The 22,236-nt window shown below is 60.7% G+C and carries 19 protein-coding genes; 9 read left to right on the forward strand and 10 right to left on the reverse strand.

From position 1 onward, the window contains the following. Positions 1–32: 32 nt before the first annotated feature. The 4 genes from DCC25_RS06950 to DCC25_RS11595 form a co-directional block, all read right to left on the reverse strand. Positions 33–557 carry a DUF3499 domain-containing protein gene (locus DCC25_RS06950; RefSeq protein ID WP_233487946.1) on the reverse strand — a complete coding sequence of 175 codons (525 nt, stop codon included), beginning with the start codon at positions 555–557 and terminating at the stop codon, positions 33–35. A 107-nt stretch (positions 558–664) separates the two neighbouring features. Continuing rightward, positions 665–2,482: a DUF5719 family protein gene (locus tag DCC25_RS06955; RefSeq protein ID WP_146206432.1), complete on the reverse strand. Its 1,818-nt coding sequence runs from the start codon at positions 2,480–2,482 to the stop codon at positions 665–667. A 5-nt stretch (positions 2,483–2,487) separates the two neighbouring features. Next, on the reverse strand, positions 2,488–6,186 hold the full coding sequence (locus DCC25_RS06960) for a glycosyltransferase (RefSeq protein ID WP_158524754.1): 3,699 nt from the start codon (positions 6,184–6,186) through the stop codon (positions 2,488–2,490). Positions 6,187–6,197: 11 nt separating this feature from the next. Beyond that, complete coding sequence (locus DCC25_RS11595) at positions 6,198–6,761, reverse strand: WhiB family transcriptional regulator (protein ID WP_110101143.1); 564 nt, start codon at positions 6,759–6,761, stop codon at positions 6,198–6,200. A gap of 511 nt (positions 6,762–7,272) precedes the next feature. Between DCC25_RS11595 and DCC25_RS06970 the strand changes: the two genes are divergently transcribed. After that, positions 7,273–7,905: a hypothetical protein gene (locus tag DCC25_RS06970; protein WP_110101144.1), complete on the forward strand. Its 633-nt coding sequence runs from the start codon at positions 7,273–7,275 to the stop codon at positions 7,903–7,905. On the opposite strand, the gene DCC25_RS06975 is transcribed toward DCC25_RS06970, so the two are convergent. Next, on the reverse strand, positions 7,868–8,464 hold the full coding sequence (locus DCC25_RS06975) for a GtrA family protein (protein ID WP_110099612.1): 597 nt from the start codon (positions 8,462–8,464) through the stop codon (positions 7,868–7,870). The two genes, DCC25_RS06970 and DCC25_RS06975, sit on opposite strands and share 38 nt — an antisense overlap. Positions 8,465–8,652: 188 nt before the next feature. On the opposite strand from DCC25_RS06975, the gene DCC25_RS06980 reads away from it, so the two are divergent. The 4 genes from DCC25_RS06980 (at position 8,653) to manA (ending at position 13,588) form a co-directional block, all read left to right on the forward strand. Next, positions 8,653–9,792, forward strand: coding sequence for a 5-(carboxyamino)imidazole ribonucleotide synthase (locus DCC25_RS06980; protein WP_110101177.1), 1,140 nt, complete (start codon positions 8,653–8,655; stop codon positions 9,790–9,792). 107 nt (positions 9,793–9,899) lie between these two features. Then, complete coding sequence (gene purE / locus DCC25_RS06985) at positions 9,900–10,421, forward strand: 5-(carboxyamino)imidazole ribonucleotide mutase (protein WP_166769906.1); 522 nt, start codon at positions 9,900–9,902, stop codon at positions 10,419–10,421. A gap of 77 nt (positions 10,422–10,498) precedes the next feature. Then, on the forward strand, positions 10,499–12,223 hold the full coding sequence (locus tag DCC25_RS06990) for an LCP family protein (protein WP_110101145.1): 1,725 nt from the start codon (positions 10,499–10,501) through the stop codon (positions 12,221–12,223). A gap of 15 nt (positions 12,224–12,238) precedes the next feature. Continuing rightward, positions 12,239–13,588 carry a mannose-6-phosphate isomerase, class I gene (gene manA, locus DCC25_RS06995; protein WP_110099616.1) on the forward strand — a complete coding sequence of 450 codons (1,350 nt, stop codon included), beginning with the start codon at positions 12,239–12,241 and terminating at the stop codon, positions 13,586–13,588. Positions 13,589–13,597: 9 nt separating this feature from the next. Here manA and glpX read toward each other — a convergent pair whose 3' ends face one another. Continuing rightward, the gene (gene glpX, locus DCC25_RS07000) at positions 13,598–14,611 is read right to left on the reverse strand and encodes a class II fructose-bisphosphatase (RefSeq protein WP_110099617.1); all 1,014 of its coding nucleotides are present in this window, start codon (positions 14,609–14,611) and stop codon (positions 13,598–13,600) included. Between the two features lie 158 nt (positions 14,612–14,769). Between glpX and DCC25_RS07005 the strand changes: the two genes are divergently transcribed. The 3 genes from DCC25_RS07005 (at position 14,770) to DCC25_RS07015 (ending at position 17,609) form a co-directional block, all read left to right on the forward strand. Then, positions 14,770–15,468 (forward strand): DUF4245 domain-containing protein, encoded by a 699-nt coding sequence (locus DCC25_RS07005; RefSeq protein ID WP_110099618.1) that lies wholly within the window; start codon positions 14,770–14,772, stop codon positions 15,466–15,468. Next, positions 15,465–16,109 (forward strand): carbonic anhydrase, encoded by a 645-nt coding sequence (locus tag DCC25_RS07010; protein ID WP_110099619.1) that lies wholly within the window; start codon positions 15,465–15,467, stop codon positions 16,107–16,109. The genes DCC25_RS07005 and DCC25_RS07010 overlap by 4 nt, the downstream gene beginning before the upstream one ends. A 72-nt stretch (positions 16,110–16,181) precedes the next feature. After that, positions 16,182–17,609 carry a class II fumarate hydratase gene (locus DCC25_RS07015; RefSeq protein WP_110101146.1) on the forward strand — a complete coding sequence of 476 codons (1,428 nt, stop codon included), beginning with the start codon at positions 16,182–16,184 and terminating at the stop codon, positions 17,607–17,609. A gap of 100 nt (positions 17,610–17,709) precedes the next feature. Here DCC25_RS07015 and DCC25_RS07020 read toward each other — a convergent pair whose 3' ends face one another. The 3 genes from DCC25_RS07020 to DCC25_RS07030 form a co-directional block, all read right to left on the reverse strand. Then, positions 17,710–18,018, reverse strand: coding sequence for a hypothetical protein (locus tag DCC25_RS07020; protein ID WP_136360826.1), 309 nt, complete (start codon positions 18,016–18,018; stop codon positions 17,710–17,712). A 59-nt stretch (positions 18,019–18,077) separates the two neighbouring features. Beyond that, positions 18,078–19,277, reverse strand: a complete 1,200-nt coding sequence (locus tag DCC25_RS07025) for an amidohydrolase (RefSeq protein WP_233487947.1) — start codon at positions 19,275–19,277, stop codon at positions 18,078–18,080. A gap of 177 nt (positions 19,278–19,454) precedes the next feature. Beyond that, positions 19,455–19,988, reverse strand: a complete 534-nt coding sequence (locus DCC25_RS07030) for an A24 family peptidase (protein ID WP_110099623.1) — start codon at positions 19,986–19,988, stop codon at positions 19,455–19,457. A gap of 141 nt (positions 19,989–20,129) precedes the next feature. Here DCC25_RS07030 and DCC25_RS07035 point away from each other — a divergent pair, with 141 nt between their 5' ends. Then, positions 20,130–20,801: a rhomboid family intramembrane serine protease gene (locus DCC25_RS07035; RefSeq protein ID WP_110101148.1), complete on the forward strand. Its 672-nt coding sequence runs from the start codon at positions 20,130–20,132 to the stop codon at positions 20,799–20,801. Positions 20,802–20,844: 43 nt separating this feature from the next. Here the strand turns inward: DCC25_RS07035 and DCC25_RS07040 are convergent, their stop codons facing one another. Further along, on the reverse strand, positions 20,845–22,170 hold the full coding sequence (locus tag DCC25_RS07040; RefSeq protein WP_233242962.1) for a PhoH family protein: 1,326 nt from the start codon (positions 22,168–22,170) through the stop codon (positions 20,845–20,847). Positions 22,171–22,236: the final 66 nt, after the last annotated feature.

Consider the following 22,236-nt stretch of genomic DNA (forward strand, 5'->3'; position numbering starts at 1 on the left):
TTCGACATGACGACCAGAATGTTCTGGCAGATTCAGCTTTCGCGATACCGGGGGCGGGGTTGTTTGACCAGCCGTAGCCCGGGAGCTTCTCCACCGGAGGCGTGTAACGGTCGTGCCGGCCCCTCGGGCCCCATAGCTTCAGGGCGACGTAAACCGGAGGCAGTATCGGTGTGTGCCGATTCAACACTACGATCCGTGCGACCGGGGTCTTTGTCGAGTTCCTCGGTGGTCGATGAGGCCTCGGGTGGCTCGGATTCTGTCTGGGCAGGGTCGGTGGAGGGCCGACTCACCGCATGGGCCAGCGCGAGCAAATCATCTGGATCGGCGACCGGTTCCGGGGTGGGAACCGCGTTCTCATCGGGGAATAACCGCATCATTTCCCATCCCACCGGGGCGGTCATTTCCACAGCGTGGCGAGCGCACAGGTCATGGGCATGTGGTTCGACTCGTTGCGACATGGGACCGACCACGACCGTGGAATCACGGTAGTTGAAGGTCAGCGTCGCTGCTGCCGGAGATTTACACCCTGTTTTCGAACACTGTCGTATGGTTGCCACTCCACATACTGTACTCGCGGTACCTGGTGGATTTCACCAACACCACGCCCGGCCCAACGCCCGGTGGCCCGTCGATATCCCTTGAAGTGCGGATGAGCACCGGCCTGTTACCAGCCGATTCGCACCGGGGCACCGGCCGGAGCTGCTTGTGGCCCCACCACCGGATAGGCCGAAATTCCCTGCGAGGACGTTGTGGTCACGGCAGCGTAGACTTCCGAGGAGTCTGTGGAAATCGCAACACCGGCGGCGTCGTCGTCAAAGCTGACCGGTACGGAAGTGTTGGCGGCTATAGTTTCGGTTTGGTCTTCCCCGATCTCGCCCTCGCGATCGATCGGTGTGACGGTGACTTCGGCGTCTTCGGGGGCGGTGAAAACCAGCTGCGAGTCACCGGCTGATCCGAAGGGTACCACCTGGTCGAAGCCTAAAGCCGGGGCCGAGGCTACCGAGGACACTTCGTGGTCGGGTCCGGTATCCGACGTGGTCCCGGTGCCGGCGGCGACCACAGGCGCATCGGAGACCAGGTAGACCGAATAGGTCCCGGTATCTAGTTCGCTCAAATCGAGGGTGGACACCGTTGCGGTATCGACGTCGACCGTGTCGGGAACCGCGCCGGCGACCACACCGTCTTCGTCGACGATCTGGACCTCGACCGATGCGTCCGCTAATGGAGAAGCAATACTGAGGCTGGGGTCGGCACCGGCGGTGTCGTTGTCGGGATCCACGACAATCCCGGGGATCACCACTCGGTTCTCCAGGGAGTCCACAGCTTGGATGGTGTCAACTCCTACCGGGTCCACCCCGTCGAGGCGGTGGTGCTGGATCGAGGCGGAAACCGCCCCGCCGGTGGAGGAGATCCCCACTGCCAGGTCGGAGGCATCGGCAGCGAGGCCACCCAGCACGAAACTACGGGTCTGGTCCGGTGCCAGGGTAATTCCGGAGACTCCCGTGGCCGCTACGGGACCATCGGTGTCGTAGAGCGAGATGTCGACGGCGGCAGCCGAGGCTGAGGGGTTCGTCACGGACAGCACCGAGGTGGTTCCGATTGTGGTATCAGCGCCGGTAAGCCACTGCTGGTGGCTAGCCGGGGTACAACCGGAGAGACTCAAGCCGTGCAGGTCGCCGTCTGAGGCGGTGAATTCCGAGGAGCCCGCCACCACGGCGGGGGAACCGCCGAGGGGTTCAGCGGCGATGACCCCGGCGATGCCCTCGTCTGCCAGCGCGTCGGAATTCTGGGAAATCAGGGCCCGGCGCACCGGGGTTCCATCGGCTCCAGCACTGGCGGGTTCACCCTGTTGGACTTCTTCGGGTTGCGATGCCGAGAGCTCTTCGGCGTCCTGGCCGGACTGGGCATCAGCATCTTCGGGTACACCGCTGTCGGTGCTAGCCCGCAAAGTCAGTCCGGGGATGGTTCCGGCCAGATCCGATCGGGCGGCCACATTGATGGAGGTGGCTGCGTCGGAAGACACCGGGGAGAACTGCACGTCTTCGCCTTCTCCGGCCCCGGCGGGTAGCCGTGGGGCCGGGGCACAGACGCTCTGGGACGGTGCGGAGGGGATGGAGGCTGGACGGGCCGAGGTATCGAGCGAGACCGGCGCGGTATCGATCACCTGGTGGGCACCGATGATCCCGCCCGCCACGACCAGTGCACCGACACCCGCTAGGGCGCTGATCCACATCCGGCGGGTTGAGGAACCGGTTTTCGCGCGGGCGGACTCTTTACGGTACCGTTTCAGCGCCTGATCGCGTCGTACCGCGCGACGACGAGCGCCGCGGGCCTCTGCGTATTGTTCAGCGACAAGGTTCTCCCCGGAGGCTGCACGACGACCTCGCCTAGCTCGAGAGCGATCCCGGCGGAGGCGCTCAGCGTTTTCGACAGGCTCGGTGCGGTCGGTGTGATCGGACGATGGTGTTTCGTGGTCGGTCATGGGGATCATTGCCTTCCGCTACAGGAGTCATCAGGCGTGTAGGGGCCAAACCCGAAGGCATCGGCCTCGGCATCGGCGGGAGTTGCATGGGAGGGGTCCTCAGAATCGGACAGACCGAGGTCGTTGGTCTGACCGGGACCCGCCTGCGAGGACGGGGCACTGGGGCGACGGCGAGTGACCGGCGAGGGGATGGCCAACAGTATCGTGGCCAGTAGCGCCACGGCAGGAATCAGCCAGTACCAGGTGAACAGCCCCGGATCGTAGCTGACCCGTAGCTGTTTGCCGGCCACGTCGTCCGGTAGCTCAAACTGCTGGTGCCAACCAGAATTCTCGCCGGTAACGGCAGTGAGCGGTTCGCCGTCAAGCTCGGCGTGCCATCCGGGATCGGCGCGGTAGGCCAGGGTCAAGCGTAACGGCTGCTCGGAGTCCTCGGTGAGGTTGGTGGGAAGGACCTCGGGGAACTGGGCCTGGCCATCCAGACCATCGGAGCCCACCAGCCAGACCGGTTGTCCGTCCTCGCGGGTGATACGCATCGCTGCGGTATTCACACCGCTACTGTGCTGACCGGTGTGCTCTGTGGCCAGCACGGCGAGACCTTGGTCTTGCTGGTCATCGGTGCGAGCGTTCACCCGCCACAGCCATCCTTCTGAGGTCAGTCCGACCGGGGCCAGCCCGGTGATGGCGTCGACCGAGGACGCGATGGAAGCCTCTCCCCCATCAGGGTCGCGGAGCACGACGAAGCCAACGCCGAGGTCTTCTAGTTGCTGGCGGGGGTCCCCACCAGACTCAGCGGTCAGAGTCGCTGCCACCGAGCGGAGGGTTTCGTCCGCCTCATCGGCAGTGGCCACTTCAGGATTGAAGAGGGGCCCGGTCAGCGCCCGCGAGGTCCAGGTTCCGTAGTAGTCCTGTAGCGAAGCACCGGCACCGGTGACCAGGGTGGCGTTCATGCCGTCATGGGTGCGTTCTAATACCAGCGTGCGGGTGTTGACCGGTGAGGTGCCCTGATCGGCGGCGATAGCCGGAAGGGTGCGCACTGGGGAACCGGTGATCAGACGTTGGGCGGTCAGGTCGGCAAAGCTCGGGTTGGGGTTGGCGGTTTCCAAAGTGACCGTGGTCGCGGCGTCTTGGCGGGCATCGTCTAAGATGTCGTGCGGAACCACCGAGGGGATCAACCACACCATGGCCGCGACCAGGCTGGTCACCAATCCGGTGCTGACCGCGATGACGTGAAGAGCGGTCGAGGCCCGAATGAGGACCTCGAGTCCGCTACAGGCGGCCATGAGAAGCCCGACTCCGGTCAACGAGACGGCGGTGCCGCTGTATATCAATACCGGGGTTCCCGCACTATCCACCGAGACGGGAACCGTGGTCGCCAACCAACCGGTCAGCAACCCAGCGGCAGCGATCAGCAATCCCACGCGCGCATGAACACCGCTGACACCACGGTGGAAGGCACCGCAGATCGCCAAGAGTAGCACCGGCAGGCTGATCACCGCCACGATAACCCCGGCCCACGGGATCTGCGGTAACCAGTCACTCAACCAGGGCAGGCTGGCGACTCCGCCGTGGGGGTCTAGGGCTTCGGGGAAACCCAGGAGCTGTTCCAGAAGGTTGGCAGGCAGATAGCCCTGGGGTACACCGGGATCGGCGAAGATCGCGCGCAGATTATTCCACTGCGTGAAGAGCACCGGGACCATCAGTAACAGGCTTAGTAGCGGGGTCCACCACAGCGTTTTGCCACGGGTGCCCACAAAGGATGCCAGCAGGACCACGATCAGCACGAGGGGTAGGAGCAACACCGGTGCAGCGGCGGTAATCAGCGCCATCAGGATCGCCACCCAGCCGGATGCGGTCCAGGATAATGCCCCGCCAAATCCGGGGCGAGAGGTCACGGTCCTCACATCGGGGTTGGCGGAGGCTCCGATCAGTGACGGCGCCCGGCGGGGCCTGGCGGAACCGGTGGCGCGGATGACGGCCAGCACGAGCAACGGCAAGAGCAGGTGGGCCACAACAGCGAAGAACCGGCCCTGTCCGAGGGAGATCAACAAAGTGGGTGCAAGCCCCCAAAACAGTCCGATCACCACGCGGGCGCCCCGGCGTCGGGTGATCGCCCCAGCCATGGCCCAAGCGGCGATACCGGACAGTGGCATCGCTAACATCATCAGGGCCGTTACGGCGATGGAGGCCGAGCCGGTTAGGGCCAGCAACACCAGAATCCAGATGGAGGGACCCGTATAGCCGGACGCACCGGCGGCAACGGGCGCGAAGGCGGCGAAACCGGTGTCGATCAGCTCGGTGATGCCGGCTGTCACCGGCACTAAGGACCCGCCGCTCAGGGCCGGTGTGCCAAAAAAGGCACGCAACCCGATCAGGCTGAGCGCACCCAAACCAAGAAGCAAAGCGACCGCACCGAGCCCGACCCAGTTGCGCTCGGGGGTGGCCAGTGCGACGAATTCGTCGTGCCCGCCGGTGGGTTCGTCTTGCGCTGGCGCGCTGGTGGAGCCGGTACCGTCACCGATGGTGAACTCAGGTTCGTCTTCTGCGAGCAGCGAACGGCGGAAGTTGCGAATTTCGGCAGAATCTGCCCGGAGGTCATCGACGGCCGAGAGGCTCATTGTGCGGGTTTCGGCCGCCCGCGAGATGGAGCGAGCCAGCCGGATCGGGTGACTTCCGGCGCGCCAGATCCCGCGGAAACGGTCAAAGCCCACGCCGGGCGCTTTCACGACCAGAGAGCCGAGCAAAATACCGAAACTAGAGATCAGCACCCACAGCCACAGCACAATCAGGGTGGCACCGGGGCAGTGTTTGATGCGCAACCAGGTTGCCGACTCTTGGTATTCGGCCACCCCCGGGCTGTCGGGCATCGGCACGGTCATCGTTGACGTTGAGGTGGGGTCTTGTTCGACGTGGTCTTGTTCGGATTGCCCTTGGTCAGACTGGTCCTGCTCGGCCTGGTGCTGGCGACGTTCGTTGATCGCTTCAATTCGTTGCAGAATCTGGTCGTCGTCGAAGTTCTCGATCACCGCCGAGGGAACCACCACGACGCGACCACCAGCCAGCCGGGCCCGCCAGCAGAGATCTACTCCGCGAGACAACGCGGGGCTGAGGCGGTCAAAACCGTCGAGTTTGTTCCAGATATCTGCCCGAACTAGCATGCCGGGCACCGAGACGGCAAAGACATCAGACCGGTCGTCATACTGGCCCTGGTCTAATTCACCGGGTTCCACCAGCGTGTAGGTCTCACCCCGGGTGGAGACGGTCAGGCCCACGTCGTGAAGCTGGCGCGGGTCCTCAAAGGCGACCTGTTTCGCCCCGGCAATATACACCGAAGGCGAGACTTCCGTTTCGTTCAGCACCGCTTGCAGCGCGTTGGGTTGAGCCACGGTCGAGTTGGTCATCAGCCACAGCCAATCAGACTGTTGCTCGCCCGGTTCTCCTACCTGGCCGTTCTTGGGGAGATTGCGCAACGCCGTCGCCAGCGACGTGGACGAGGGGTCGGGGTGGATCAGATGGTGCCAGTCCATGTCCGCATCAATACATAAGACATTGACACGGTCGAGCTCCTCAGCGTCGACAGTTGCCGAGGTGACCACCACCAGCTGGTCGGGAACCCGATGCTGTCCCAGGACGGAAGCGACAGTTTCGGGCAGACCACCGGTGATGGTTTGAGCTAAAACGACAGCGGTGACGTGGGGTGTAGGCACGATAATGGGAACTACGAGGACATTTTCTTACGCAACCGGCGCCGTTCGCGTTCTGACATTCCGCCCCAGATCCCAAAGCGTTCATCGTGAGCTAGGGCGTAGTCCAGGCATTCTTGGCGCACCGTGCATTGGGCGCAGACGCGTTTGGCATCGCGCGTTGACCCACCTTTTTCGGGAAAGAAGGCTTCCGGGTCTGTTTGAGCACATAGCGCATCGGCCTGCCAGGCCAGCTCGCCGTCATCGGCAGTGTCACCGAAGCCGGGCAAGCCCAGCCAGATGCTTTGTACCCCTGAGGAAGGCGCCTGTTTCTGCGGGGCGGTCGGAACGGAGTGTAGAGCTGTGACATTATGAGACTGGCCAGCCTCCAGGTCGGCTTGTTGTTGCTCGTCAAGATCCTCGAGAGCTTCGTGGGCTGCCAAAAAAGCGGTGGCCTGATCGTCGAGGCTCGCCTCGATCGCTTCGGCCGCATCTGGATCGGCCGGGTCGAGAAACCAGTCTGATGGCACGGCACGCGAGGCTGACCCCCGATGCTGTGCGCCGCGGCGGGATTCTTCCTGCCGTTGTGCGTTGTCCATACCTTCAGGTTCCTTTCATCATGACCGACCCGTCGGTCACGGCGTGGCTCACCCGAGGTCACCGACAGCTCTGGCAAGGTGGAACCTATCCACAACAGGACCACAGCTCGTCCAGCAGAGCTGACCACCATAACGATGTGAAGCACGGGAAGCGCCAAGCCGTAGATCAGACCGGTAGGGCCACTTTCTCTACGTCGTATTTCCTCTAATTACACCGTTGTAACTCCCTGAGGTCAAGTTACAATTAACTGCAGATCCGGCGTGAGAAGAAACCAAATCTCAAGGTGTTTGCCGTGAAAGGGCAGTGATCGTGGTATCGATAACATCGTTGTTTTCGTCCGGCTCTATACCGGGAGACCCGCTAGGTGACCAGGACGATCTTTTCGCCGAATTGGCCCATAGACCTACCCCCGTCATTGTCGATTATGCGACCAGTGCGACACCTGATCCGGGCCCTGATTCCTCAGCTAATTCTAAGACAGTTCGCACCGAACTCTCAGGAACGGTGGCCATGAACTGGGTACATAAAGTCGCGAACCTGTTGAGTGCTACTGGATGCGACGATCCGCATCACACGTGTGTCATTGACCTACCGGTTGATTGGCTCACAACGTGTTTAGTCTTCGGGGCCCTGTTCCATCAACGCCACGTAACATTGGCATATCCCGCTCCGATTGACCATGGCGTATTGGGTGAGTCTGCTGAGACCGGTGACCAGCCAGATTTGGTCATCACAGACCGCCCCCAGCGGTGGTTAGATACCTCAGCTGAGATCTTTGTGGTAGGTGCTAGCGCCGACGACGATCCGTCCTTAATCTCGGTTGACCAAGAGGTGCTCGCTCAGCCCGATCAGCCGACTTATCCGCCCCAGAATATCCTTTCTGCCTGGCAACCCCCCATGGATCCGGTTGCTCTCTCGCGGGAGTTGTCCCAGGCCGGCTTGAGCTCCCGCGTGGAGTTAGTCACCGGTGGGGTGCTAATTGCCACCGACGGGCTACGGTGCTCACGCCAGCTGGTCGAAGCTATCCTGCACGCATGGAGTCACCACGGGGTGGTGGTGTTGCTCGGACTCAGCTCGCTACAAGCCCCTGAGGATCAGCGGCTCGTTAATCAGATTCTGGCCGAGCAACGTTTGTCCCGTTAGTCCCGCGGGCTCCACCAGACGAGGACGTCTGCGGGGTGCTGGCGTTGTCTGCAGGGGTGTCTCCGCTGCGCGAGCCGATCAGGACTTCGTCATCGGAAAAGGCGGGGTCGGCTTCGACGGTTTCGCTGAACACCCAGAAGCGGTAGGCAAAGAACCGGAAAACGGTGCCAAAGAACAACCCGATAACGTTACCGGCGATGACCAGCCCGAAGGCAGAGTTGACGCCCAACAGGTAGTCGGCGATGAACACACACGCGCCTTGAATACCCGCACCGATAGCGTTCATCACCAGGAAGAGCACCAGCTCACGCGCCACGTTGGACTGTCGCCGGTGTCGGAAGGTCCAGTAGCGGTTCGCAACCCATGAGAACACGGTGGCCACCGCAGTGGCCACCAGTTTGGCTTTGGTGTTGGACCCCTCCATTGGTCCTGATATCAGCCAGATAAACACACCGGTGTCAATAAAGAATCCGATGCCACCCACCACACCGAATTTGGCAACCTCGCGCCACAGCAAGGCCACCAGACCTCGAATGCGCTGGTAGAGGCTGGACAACATCGTGTTTGTCTCTCCTTGGTTTGAGTGCGTCGATAGGTGAAGCCAAGGTGGGCTGCTGAATAACGTCGATACTCTAGTACCTTCACCTGCCAAATTCCTGAATTTCACGCTACCGCACCAGAAGTGGGTACCCTAAGAGGGTGAGTTTTCCGAAGATTGGCGTAGTTGGCGGCGGACAGTTGGCCCGTATGATGGCCCCACCCGCCATTGAGTTAGGAATCGAATTACACGTTCTTGCTGAAGCTGAGGGCGTCAGCGCCACCACAGCTGCTTGTCGGTCCACCGTGGGTGATTATCACGATCTGGACACGTTGCGACGTTTCGCAGGATCTGTGGATGTGCTGACCTTTGACCACGAGCATGTCCCCAGTGAGCACCTCCGGACCCTGCAGGCTGAGGGTGTCGCGCTTCACCCCGGCCCTGACGCATTGCTTTATGCCCAAGACAAATTGGCTATGCGCCGGAAAATGACGGCCTTAGGCCTGCCACAACCGGCATACAGGGCCGTATCCAACGTGGAGGAACTGATTTCCGCAGCGCAGTCCATTGGGTACCCGGTGATATTAAAGACCCCGCGCGGTGGCTACGACGGTAAAGGTGTGCGTCTGATTCGCCGTGCAGAGGACGCTCACGAAAGCGCTAACTGGTTTGACCTGCCCTTCGACGCACTGTTGGTCGAAGACTGTGTGGAATTTACCCGGGAGCTCTCCGCTCAGGTAGCGCGTCGGCCCAGCGGAGAAACCGCCCCCTACCCGGTGGTGGAATCCATCCAGACCAATGAGGTCTGTGATCTGGTGACCGCACCGGCCCCGAACCTTGACCAGACCATCGCTAGCGCAGCTCAGCAGGCGGCTGTCACTATTGCCGAGCAACTGGGCGTGACCGGCATGTTGGCTGTGGAGATGTTCGAGGACCCCCATTCTGAGTCGGGTTTCTCGATTAACGAGTTGGCAATGCGGCCCCATAATTCCGGGCACTGGTCCATGGATGGAGCCACAACCAGCCAGTTCGAACAGCACTTACGCGCGATACTGGATCTGCCTCTCGGGTCAACCACGCCGGTGGCTGAATTCACGGTGATGAAAAACTACCTAGGCGGGGCGAACGAAGACCTTTACGGTGCTTTCAATACTGCGATGACACGCTATCCGCAGGCGAAGATCCATGCCTACGGCAAATCGGTACGTCCTGGGCGTAAAGTGGGCCATGTCAACGTCCTGACGAACCCGCAGCGTTCCTTAGACGATGCCCGTCGCATCGCCGAACGCACCGCGGCCATCATCCGCGACGGCTCCGAGCCGGCAACAGACGAACTTCCGGATAGATAAGGATATTCTGGCTCATGGTTTCATCCGACCATCCTGAACAGCACAGCACCGCCCAAACCACAGCACCGCAACCACACGGTGGTACGGCTCCTCGCGTGGGCTTGGTGATGGGTTCGGACTCAGATTGGCCGGTCATGCAGGAGGCGGCCCAAGTTCTCGAAGAACTGGGGGTCAGCTATCAGGCCGATGTCGTTTCCGCACACCGGATGCCACACGAAATGATCGCATACGGCACCCAGGCAGAAGCCAATGGGCTCGAAGTGCTGATCGCCGGAGCCGGCGGAGCAGCGCACCTGCCCGGAATGTTGGCCTCGACCACGGTGCTACCCGTTATTGGCGTACCGGTGAAGCTCAAGTCCCTAGAAGGGCTAGACTCATTATTGTCCATCGCGCAAATGCCCGCTGGGATTCCGGTGGCCACCGTCTCGATCAACGGAGCACGCAACGCCGGATTACTGGCTGCCCGCATCCTGGGGGCTTCGCACCACGATGCCGAGACAGCACAAGCTCTGCGTGACCGGCTGCACACCTTCTCCGCCGAGTTGCGCGATGCGGCTCATGCCAAAGGCCAGCGTTTGCGCTCAACTTTGGCTGACCGTCCTGGTAACGCTGGGCAAGCGACGACCTAAACTCGCCCGACGACCTAAACTCGCCACCTCACATACCACCGTAGGTCTGTTACCAACGACTAAACTCCGGTAGTACTATGACGCCTCCCCCTCCCCGCCCTACCGCTACTCAACGCGGAGTTGCTAAGGAATCAGCTGCTGCCCGGCGTGAACGCTATGAGCGCTTCGAAGCCCAATTCGAGGGCTATCGCAGCGACGATGCTCTCGTTGACGTCTCTGCTGGAACTTGGAAACAACGCACCAAACGCGCTTTCATCATGATCGCGCTGACCATTTTTGTCCCTGGTGGCGCGCAGTCGATTACTGGGCGTCGAAAATTGGGGCGCTTCGGATTGGGCGTGACTGTTGCCGTGTGGGCGTTAATTGTGGTCACCGCGCTTTTAGCTCTGTTTGCGCGAGGCTTCCTGCTTCACATCCTCAGCTATCCCTCCGCTCAGCTGCTCTTGGTGGTCGTGCTGACCTTCTTAGGTCTGGTGTGGCTCGTGCTGTGGATCTCAACTTTTTCCATCATTGGCCTACGTGCCTTAGCGCCGGGAATGAAACCCATCGTGGCTGTGGTGACCACCCTGGCGATGTTGCTGACCTCAGGGTCCATGTTCGCTGCCGCGTTGATCGTGAACTCTTCCCGAACCACCATCGGCAATATCTTCGCCTCCGGCCCGGCGTTGGCCCCGGTCGATGGGCGCTATAATTTTCTGGTCATGGGTGCAGACGCCGGTGAGGGGCGCGCCGGTCTACGGCCCGATTCCATTTCGGTCGCCTCCATCAATGCCGAAACCGGTCAGATCATTTTGTTCTCCATTCCGCGCAACTTCCAGAACGCGCAGTTCCGGGAGGGTTCTCCGCTCTGGGACGTCTACCCCAACGGATTCGACTGTGGCGATGAGTGCATCATCAACGCGTTGTACACCGATGTGACCAACAATCACGCCGACCTCTACCCCAACGCTGACGATCCAGGCGCTGAAGCGATGAAGGATGCGGCCAGCGGCATTCTCAACCTGGAGGTTCAGGGCTACATCATGCTCGATATGGACGGTTTCGCCCAACTCATTGATTCCATGGGCGGGGTCACGGTGACCTCCGGCGGCTGGGTCATTCACCGCGGTACCCGCCCGGATACCGGACAATGGGGCAATATCTGGTGGGGTCCGGGAACCTACACGTTCTCCGGTGATGACGCGCTGGCTTATACACGATCGCGTAAATATTCTTCGGACTATTCTCGAATCCGGCGTCAGCAATGTATCCAACAGGCGATGCTCGCCCAATTTGATCTGCCAACACTCTTGACGAAATTCCAAGACATTCTGAGCGCCGGCGAACAGATCGTCGAAACCGATCTGCCCGGTCAACAGCTGGGTACGTTCTTGAACCTCGGCGCCCAGTCACAGAAGCTACCCTTGAAACGTCTCACGATTGGTGCGCCCGACTTCGGCGAACAAGGCAACCAGTTCTCCACCTATCCTGATTTCGATCAGATTCATCAGCGGGTAGGTTCCCTTGTGGCTGAGGACGGCACTCCGCTCAACGCGGCGACCGGTACCCATATCACTCCCCTGGCAACGCATCTGGCCCCTGTCCCGGTGCACATTCCCACCGATATTGAAGGTGATGAGATCACCGGGCGGGAACGTGGTGGCGCCACCTCGCAAGACTCCGAGGACTGGCCAGAACCGCCCAAGCAACCCAATGGTGAACCGCTCACCGAAGAATTTCTGATGCAAGCCGATGATGCCGGACAAACCGCGATCCTGGAGGAAGCTTCCTCCACCAACCAGTACTGCCACCCCGGGGACTAGGACACCGGTGATTTCATGACTTCCCACACACAGACCTCGCCCGCCCCTGCGTTCTTCGCGCTTCAGGGCACTCTGAAAGACTACGACTGGGGCTCAGTCACTTTGCTAGCGGACCTGCAATCCCGCGAACCCACCGGGCGACCCGAAGCTGAGATGTGGTTCGGCACCCACCCGTCCGGGATCTCCGCTGTGCACATCGACGAGCACGATCTCAATCCTTTCGACTCAGCCCCGCAAGGTCAGGAACACCCCACGGTCCCGCTGACCGAGATCATCGGAGAGCTTGGCTTTCTTACAAAGCTCTTGGCAGCCGCCCAGCCCCTGTCGTTGCAGGCTCACCCCAACCAACAGCAGGCTCGCGAGGGCTTCGCCCGAGAAAACGCCGCCGGTATCGCGCTATCCGACCCGCGCCGGTGTTTCCAGGATGATCAGCACAAACCTGAAATGCTGATCGCACTCACACATTTCGTCGCCCTGTGTGGTTTCCGGGATCCGGTGCAGGCCTCCTATTCTTTCCAGCGTCTGGCCGAGGCCGAAGCAGAACACCACGAGCAGGTCACCACCGACCTCTCAGCAGCCCTGGCCCGGATTTCCTTGCTTCTTAGCGGTGGCAACATCCGGCAAGCCCTACACTTGCTCTTGGACCCTTCCGGACCCTGGGTCGATCCCGAATCCGGGTGGGTCGAACGAGTGATCCAAGTCATCCATCACGCCGAACAACTTCGTCGGGATGACCAAAGCCTCGATACCGCCGCCTTGGTAGCGGACTTCTTCCCCCGAGACCCGGGCGTGTTGGTCACGTTGCTGATGAACCGAGTACAACTGGCCCCGGGACAGGCCATCTTCCTCGCCGCGCAGCAACTCCACGCCTATGTGGAAGGACTCGGGCTAGAAGTCATGGCTGCCTCGAATAACGTCGTGCGTGGTGGGCTGACCAACAAGCATATTGACCGAGACCAGCTCGATACCATGCTCGACTATGCGCCGGTGGGTGAACCACTGGTCTACCCCCGTGATGAACGTGCCAACACCGACCTCGCCACAGGCATTACGCTCAGCTCGCTGTGCCCACCGGTCAAGGAATTCTGCGTGCTTCGCGCTGATTTCGAGACCGAGAACCTCAGTTTAACTCTCGATCCGGCCACTGTCTCGGTCCCGGACCTCGCCCAGCCGGTGATCCTGGTCTGCACCGCCGGGTCAGTGGTGCTCTCCAGTGGAACCCGCCAGCTGGAGCTCAACCCCGGTCAGGCGGCCGTGCTCCCGCACGCCAGCGCTTCCCACGCAGCCGGAGCCCCGGTATCGATGGTCGCCCAATCCGTGAACTCCACGGTCTTTGCCACTGGCGTGCCCACCGCGCGGAGTTAGCGCCCACGTTTAGCGCTCTGGCGCCGGCACCCACTTATTCCACTTATCCAGCCGGTGCTCTGCTTCAACGATGCGCACCGTTCCGGACGTTGAGCGCATGATGATCGACTGGGTCTCAACCCGGTCCCGGTAGTACCGAGCACCACGCAACAGGTCACCATCGGTGATGCCTGTGGCCGCGAAATAGCAGTTATCGGATGACACCAAATCATTGGTGGTCAGCACCCGATCCAGGTCATGGCCGTATTCACGTGCTTTCTCGCGCTCGGCTTGATCGGTGGGAGCTAGCCGGCCCTGAATCATTCCGCCAATGGCCTTCACCGCGCACGCAGTGATGATGCCTTCCGGGGTGCCACCAATGCCGAGCATCATATCCACGTCGGTGTTATGCCGGGCCGCGGCGATACCGCCGGCCACGTCGCCGTCCATAATGAACTTCACGCGAGCACCAGCTTCACGAATTTCTCGCACAAGACCCTCGTGACGGCCACGATCCAATACGCAGATATTGAGTTGTGAGACCGGCTTATCCAGGGCCTTGGACAACAGGTGCACGTTCTGTTTAACCGGCAGACGCAAGTCCACCATTTCAGCAGCCTCAGGTCCGACGATCATCTTTTCCATGTAGAACACTGCCGAGGGGTCAAACATAGTACCCCGCTCTGCCACGGCAAACACCGACAACGCGTTGTTGTATCCCATCGCAGTCAGCCGGGTGCCGTCGATGGGGTCCACCGCCACGTCAACTTCAGCGCCAGAACCGTCGCCGACCTCTTCGCCGTTGTACAGCATCGGGGCTTCATCTTTCTCACCTTCACCGATCACCACGGTGCCACGCATGTTCACGGTGTCCATGAAGGCGCGCATCGCGTCGACCGCGGCGCCATCGGCACGGTTCTTATCTCCGTAGCCCACCCAATGACTGGCAGCAATCGCGGCGGCCTCGGTGACCCGGACCAGCTCCATTGCCAAGTTTCGGTCCGGGCGTGTCGGGTCGGTGGTGCCAATGTCTTCGCTCGTCATAGTGCGCTCCCAGCTGTGGATCATGTTCGGTGAGCCGAATGATGGCTCGTGTAGATGTTCTTCTATCGTAGTCCGTCGTCCTCGATGCCACCGTCGGTCACACTCGCCGCGTCGTAAGCTAGCCACCCCTCGGTCCGCATTGCTGGCAGAATGGAGGGGTGAGTTCTGAGCGCCAAGACCAGTCCCGCCCCGCTGGGGCATCCGAGCAACCCGTGGAGGCGCCCAAACCGCGGGTCACGAAATCTCAGTCGCAGCGGATGCGTCAAAATATTCAGGGAATCGCCTATTCGGTGTTAATCACGCTGGTCGTGGTCGGTATTGTGATCGCTTTTAACCCGCGCCAAGGTGGCGATTACGACCTGGACATTGACGTCGCAGCCACCGCGTCCGAGGCCAGCAGTGTGGCCAGCTTTGATCCTGTCATTCCCGAACTTCCCGAGGACTGGTCGGCCAACTACGCCCGCTGGCACAATCCCTCTGCCGATGATGACACACCCTACTGGTCGGTGGGGTACTCCAGCGACGACGACGAATTTTTTGGCGTCGATCAGGCGGCTGGGGCTGGAGAGTTGTGGATTGATGACCGGGTCAAAAGTGGCGAGCCCCAGGGTGCTGCAGAAATCTTGAACTATCCCTTCGAGGTCTACTATGCAGAAGATGGACACACCTACTTAGTTGGGGAGGTCCCCGACCCGAAGGCCACCGAACCGGTCACCCTCGTGGTGTCAGGTTCGCTACCCGACGACCAGTTATCGCAGCTGACCGCAACATTGATCGAAGACCGTGAGGTCGCCGTGGAGAAGACCTCGGCTACCGCACCATCCACTGCTACCCCGCCCCAGGAGGCTGACGCATGACCGATACCCCCACCGAGGACGCCAACGCTACACTGACCCCTGATCAGGCATGGCAGGCGCTCAAAGACGGCAACGCCCGGTTCGTCTCCGGACAAGTCACCCACCCGCACCAGAATGCTGCCCGTCGCCAAGAGCTGGCCACCTCTCAAGAACCCATTGCGATCATTTTCGGATGCGCTGACTCGCGGTTGGCTGCCGAGATTATTTTTGATGTCGGTCTCGGCGATGTATTCGTGATTCGCACCGCCGGGCAAGTCATCGACGATGCCGTGCTGGGTTCATTGGAATTCGGTGTTGGGGTGCTCAATATACCGCTGATCGTGGTGCTGGGCCACGACTCTTGCGGTGCAGTCACCACCGCCGTGGAGTCCTATGAGTCCGGCACCGTCCCCGGTGGCTTTCTGCGTTCTTTGGTCGAGCGCATCACGCCATCGGTCATGGCGGCCCGCCAGGCCGGCATCACCGACGTCGACGGCACCGTGCTAGAACACACCGACCAGATGGTCCATCGGCTGGTTGACTCCAACCGGGTGGTGGCCGAGGCCGTGGAAGCCGGTCGCACCGCGGTGATGGCCCTGACCTATTCGCTAGCCGACGGCACCGTGCAGGTCGGCGATACGCTAGGACCTGTCACTGCCTAAGCCCCACCGTCCCCACTCCAGGCCCCCTTCGATCCGTCACATCCGTCAGATCAGTCAGAGAGGACACAACCAATGACCGAACAGCACAACGACCAGCAACAGTACCGCACTGAACACGACACCATGGGTGAGGTTCAAGTCCCCATCAACGCGCTGTATCGAGCCCAGACCCAGCGGGCCGTGCAGAACTTCCCGATTTCGGGCAAGCCGATCGAACCGCAGAACATTTACGCCCTGGCGCAGGTCAAAAAAGCCGCTGCCCGCACCAATCAGGAACTGGGTGTGCTCGACGCCGAGCGTGCCGAGGCCATCATTGCCGCAGCCGATCAGGTCATTGCCGGTGAACACGACGACCACTTCCCGGTCGATGTCTTCCAGACCGGTTCCGGAACCTCCTCAAACATGAACACCAATGAGGTCATCGCTACTCTGGCCACCCGCGCTCTGGCCGAGGCCGGTTCGGACACCGAGGTTCACCCCAACGACCACGTCAACGCCTCCCAGTCTTCCAACGACGTCTACCCCACCTCGGTGCACGTCGCCGTTACCGGCGCGCTGATCAACGACCTCAAGCCGGCCTTGGACATCCTGGCCAGCTCGCTCGAAACCAAGGCTGAAGAATTCGCCGAGGTCGTCAAGTCCGGTCGGACGCACCTGATGGATGCCACCCCGGTGACTTTGGGCCAGGAATTCGGTGGCTATGCCGCTCAGGTGCGCTACGCCATCGAGCGTATCGACGCCTCGCTACCCCGAGTAGCCGAGGTTCCCCAGGGCGGTACTGCCGTCGGTACCGGGATCAACACCCCGAAGGGCTTCTCCCAGCGCGTGATCGAGCTCTTAGTGGAACAAACCGGTCTGCCCATCACCGAGGCTCGCAACCACTTCGAGGCTCAAGCCAACCGTGACGGCCTGGTGGAAGCCTCCGGACAGTTGCGCAATATCGCCTACTCGCTGATGAAGATCAACAACGACCTGCGCTGGATGGGATCGGGCCCCAACACCGGTCTGGGCGAAATCGCGATCCCGGACCTTCAACCGGGTTCCTCCATCATGCCGGGCAAGGTCAACCCCGTGATCTGTGAGGCTGTCATCCAGGTGTGCGCGCAGGTGATCGGTAACGACACCACTGTGTCGCTGTCTGCTACCAACGGTGCGTTCGAACTCAACGTGGGTATCCCGGTCATGTCAGCGAACCTGCTGGAGTCCATTCGGCTGCTGTCCAACTCTGCGAAGGTCATGGCGGAGAAGATGATTGCTGGCATTCAGGCCAACGTTGAGCGCGCTGCCTTCTTGGCTGGTGCGTCCCCGTCGACCGTGACCCCGCTGAATAAGCTGATCGGCTACGAAGCAGCTGCCAAGATCGCCAAGCACGCCGTGAACGAAAAGGTCACCGTGCGTGAAGCCGTTATTGCCCTGGGCTATGTGGACCGAGGTGACGTTACCGAACAACAGCTCGACGAGGCCCTGGATTTGATGTCGATGACCCACCCCGGCGAGTAAGCTCCCCGGGACCAGGATCGTCCCGAGATCACCACGTACCAACCACCGCAGGCTCCGAACAGTTCGCTACAGCGTTACTGCTCCGGGGCCTGTGGAGTTCCTACTGGCTGATCAGCGCACGCCGAGGACGTCTCCTCCCGGCGGTATCAGGCTGTGCGAGCGCAAATACGCCCATGTGGGATAGCGCGACCAACAGCAATGACACCGCCTGCATGTTGATCAGCAAGCCAAACAGCGCAAAAACCTTCGAGAAGTAGGACAGCCACGAGGTCACCTGCAACCACCGATGCCTCCGGTGGCGTCGTTGCGGTGCTAAGACCTGTTTGGCCCAAGGGCCCAGCATCGTTGCGACGAGTAGCATGACGACAATCTGTGAGACCGAAACGGCCGTCTCTGGAGTAAAGTTCACGCCATGGAGCATAACCGCGTCACGACGTTCAGAACGAGAGGGGGAACACGATCGATCCGCTAGCTTTGGGGGGCTTGGTCCTGTCCCAAATAGGTCAACGCAGCTGCGAGGTGCGCCTTGATGCCAGCTTCCAGCGTGGGATCGATGACCGGAGCGAAACCCGGTGAGTGGTTGACCGGGATGTTTTCGACCAACGTGCCGTTTTCGAGACTCGAGCGAAATAGCTTCGGGTCGGTGCCACCAAGTTGCCAGTAGTGATACGGCACTCCGAAGGCATCAGGGATGATGTTGAAGTCCTCCGAGGCCGGCACCCGCGCGCTACGGAACACCTGACCATCCTCAAAGACCTGCTCAAAGGCCTCAGCCACTCGCTCGGTCAGGCTCTCGTCGTTGGTGGTCAGCGGGAACTGGTCGTAGTATTCAATCTCCGGTTCTTTCTCAACTCCAGCAGCCTCGCATTCGGCCTGTACAATACGATCGATGCCGGCCACCAGTTTGTCACGCACCGCACTGTCGTAGGTGCGCAGATTAAGACGGAGCTCGGCTTTATCAGGAATGATGTTGGCACTGGACCCAGCGTTGAGCGCGCCGACGGTCACCACACCAAAGTCGGAGGGGGAGATCTCCCGCGAGACCAAGGTCTGCAAACGCAACACGATCGTCGCGGCGATCACGACCGGGTCGATGGAGTTTTGGGGCAAGGATCCGTGGGCGCCTCGACCGTGGACGGTGATCTTCACCGAATCGGCGGCCGACATGACCGGGCCGGCAACGACGCCGATATGTCCGGCTTCAAAAACCATCACGTGCTGCCCAAAGCACACATCGGGGGTCGGGATCTTGTCGACCAGGCCGTCTTCAACCATGGCTTTGGCTCCTGCGGCTTTTTCTTCTCCAGGCTGGAAGAGGGCGATGTAGGTTCCGGACCAGGCATCGCGGTGTTGGAGTAGCACATCGATGGCTCCGAACAACGTGGCCATATGCATATCGTGACCGCAGGCGTGCATCACGCCCTCGCGTTCCGAGGTGTAATCCAACCCGGTGTTCTCGGTCACCGGTAGTCCGTCGATGTCTGCCCGGGCCAGCACGGTCGGACCCGGGCCGTTCGTGATGACCGCCACCACTCCCGTGCCACCAATACGCTGTGTCTCCAACCCCAGGTCGGAGAGCTCTTTGTCAATAGTGTTGGCGGTGTCGTGTTCCTGCATACTCAGTTCAGGGTTGCGGTGCAGGTGTTGAGAGCTCAGTACGTTGGGCAACGATGTCTTTCAGGTCATCGAACAGAGCAGAAAGAGCTGATGACATGATGGCAACCCTCCAAAAAGTCGGTCATCGGAATAGTGGACCCGACAGGCGTCGGTGGACGTGATCTCCACTCTAGGATCAGAACCGGTGTTCGTGCTAGAACACATCGCCTCTGGAGCACCAGGTGACATTTATCCCAGCAAAGCGAAGGTGGCTGCGAGGATCATCGCTGGCCCGAACGGAATGCGTGAGGCCCAGGTCGCCGAGGTGAACACCACCGCAACCAGGGAAATGAGGCCACCCAACACGAAGCCCAACACTAGCGCCACCACCGTGGCTTCCCAGCCGACAAAACCGGTATAGGCGCCCAGCCCGGCGGCAAGTTTCACATCCCCCATGCCCAAGCCACCCCGGGTGATCAGATGCAACACAAACATCACCGCGGGATATCCGAACAAGCCCACGACCATCGTGGCTAGTCTGCCATGGGCTACAGAATCCTGCGGAGCGATCAACGTGCTCACGCCTAAGAAGGCCACTGCACCGATGGCCAAGGTCGCAGTCCACCCGTTGGGTAGCCGGTGTTGCCGCACATCAACCGTGAACAACACGATGCAGCTGACCACATAGATCAGCATCGCGATGACACAGCACAGCCACACGAACCCCGGGGTGTGGGCTGAGAAGGTCATTTCCGACAGCAGGCTGAACACAGTTGCGAGCATACCGAAGAGACATGCGGTCTCACGAGCGCGAGTGCGCCCCCTGTGGGTATCTCGCCACAGCTGACTGGTAGGGAGTTCTCAGTAGACTGGACACTAGAAACTCACCTACCCTTTGTTGTCCCCTGAAGGATCGGACCGGTTATGGCCCTTTTTCGTTCCCGTACAGATGAATCCGCCGAGTCACGCGAGCAGTCCAGCGATGACAATTCCCTAACCCGTCGCATTCTGTGGGCGTGGGCCCCGGTCTTGGTGCCGCTGGCGGTCATGTGGGTTTTGCAGATCATCAACGCCGTCACCGGGTATGCATTATCGAATGCCGCCGGTATTCAACCACGCAGTCTCGAGGGGTTGGTCGGGATTGTCGCCGCTCCGGTGCTGCACTTTAGTTTTTCTCATCTGCTCTCCAATACGGTGCCCTGGATCATCCTGGGCACACTCCTGGCGGTGATCACGCGCAAGTATGGTCAGGTGACCCTTCAGATTTGGCTGATTTCCGGTGTCATCACGTGGCTGATCGGCGGTTCCAACTCGGTGCATACTGGCGCGTCCGGGGTGATCTACGGTTATGCCGCGTTCTTGATGATCTACGGCATCTTGGTCCGTAAATTCTGGGCCATGCTGATCTCGGTGATCACGATTATCGGCTATGCCGGACTGGTATGGGGATTGTTCCCGCAGGCAGGTGTGTCCTGGCAAGGACACCTGGGCGGGGTGATTGCCGGCATCGTGGCCGCGCTGACGCTCACCAAAGATATCCGGGCTGAACGCAAGGCGTTAAAAGAAGCCAAGCAGGCCCGACGTATCGTGTCCTGACCTGCCTGGCTTGTGTACGATGTGTGGGGCTGCGGCCCGGGGCTTAGTGCATGCGGTCTTCAAGTAGTTCAGTCACCAGCGCTGCAATCGGTGAGCGCTCCGAACGGGTCAGCGTGATGTGGCCGAATAACGGGTTATCCTTCAGCGTCTCGACAACTGCAGCAATACCGTCGTGACGGCCCACACGCAGGTTATCGCGCTGCGCTACGTCATGGGTCAGCACGACTTTGGAGTTCTGCCCGATCCGGGACAGCACCGTGAGTAGCACATTGCGCTCCAATGATTGGGCCTCATCGACCACCACCCACGACTCGTGCAGAGACCGGCCGCGAATATGAGTCAAGGGCAAAACCTCAAGTAATTCGCGCTCGATGACTTCATCCATCACGGTCGGAGACACCAACGCTCCGAGGGTGTCAAAGACCGCCTGGGCCCACGGAGACATCTTCTCACCCTCTGAACCGGGCAAGTATCCCAGGTCCTGTCCGCCCACTGCGTAGAGCGGACGGAAGACCACGACCTTGCGGTGGTCGCCACGTTCCAACACTGCTTCCAAACCTGCACACAGTGCCAGCGCCGACTTACCGGTGCCGGCGCGACCGCCCAGCGAAACAATCCCGACACTGGGATCGTTGAGCAGGTCGATGGCTAGACGCTGTTCGGCTGAGCGACCGTGCACGCCGAAGACTTCGGTGTCACCTTTGACCAGTTGAATCTGGTGGTCTTCGGTGACGCGCCCTAGTCCAGAGCCAGTACCGGAGTTGAGAACCAGCCCGGTGTTGATGGGCATCTCTGCCACACGATCATCCAGCAGGTTCTCTCCGGAGTAAAGCTGGGAGAGCTGCTCGTCGGTGACGTCCAGGCGGTCCAAGCCGGTCCACCCGGAAGATTTGACCAGTTCGTTGCGGTATTCATCGGCTTCCAGCCCCATGGAGGAGGCTTTGACACGCATGGGTAGGTCTTTGGACACGACGGTGACGCGTTCACCTTCATCAGAGAGGTTCTGAGCCACCGCGAGGATGCGGGAATCGTTATCAGTGCCACGGAAGCCATAGGGCAAAACGTCGACCGAAATGTGGTTGAGCTCGACCACCAGTTGACCGCCTTCGTCATTGAGCGGGACCGGCTGGTTTAGCGACCCATGTTGGACGCGTAGATCGTCCAACAACCGTAATGCTGAGCGGGCAAAATAACCTAGTTCCGGGTCGTGACGTTTCTTCTCCAGCTCAGAAATGACCACGATCGGTAACACGACTTTGTGCTCGGCGAACCGCAGCAGAGCGTGCGGGTCAGACAACAAAACCGAGGTATCCAGGAGATAAGTCCTGACCTCGGTTTCTGATGCTGGGGTCTGTTGGTTTTGGTCGATATTGTGTTCTGCCGCCGTGGTCTGCGGAACGGAAACAGAACGGGGAGGGGTAAGCGACACGGTGGA

Origin of the sequence: Auritidibacter sp. NML120636 (assembly GCF_003185945.1) — a bacterium.
GTDB classification, from domain to species: domain Bacteria; phylum Actinomycetota; class Actinomycetes; order Actinomycetales; family Micrococcaceae; genus Auritidibacter; species Auritidibacter ignavus.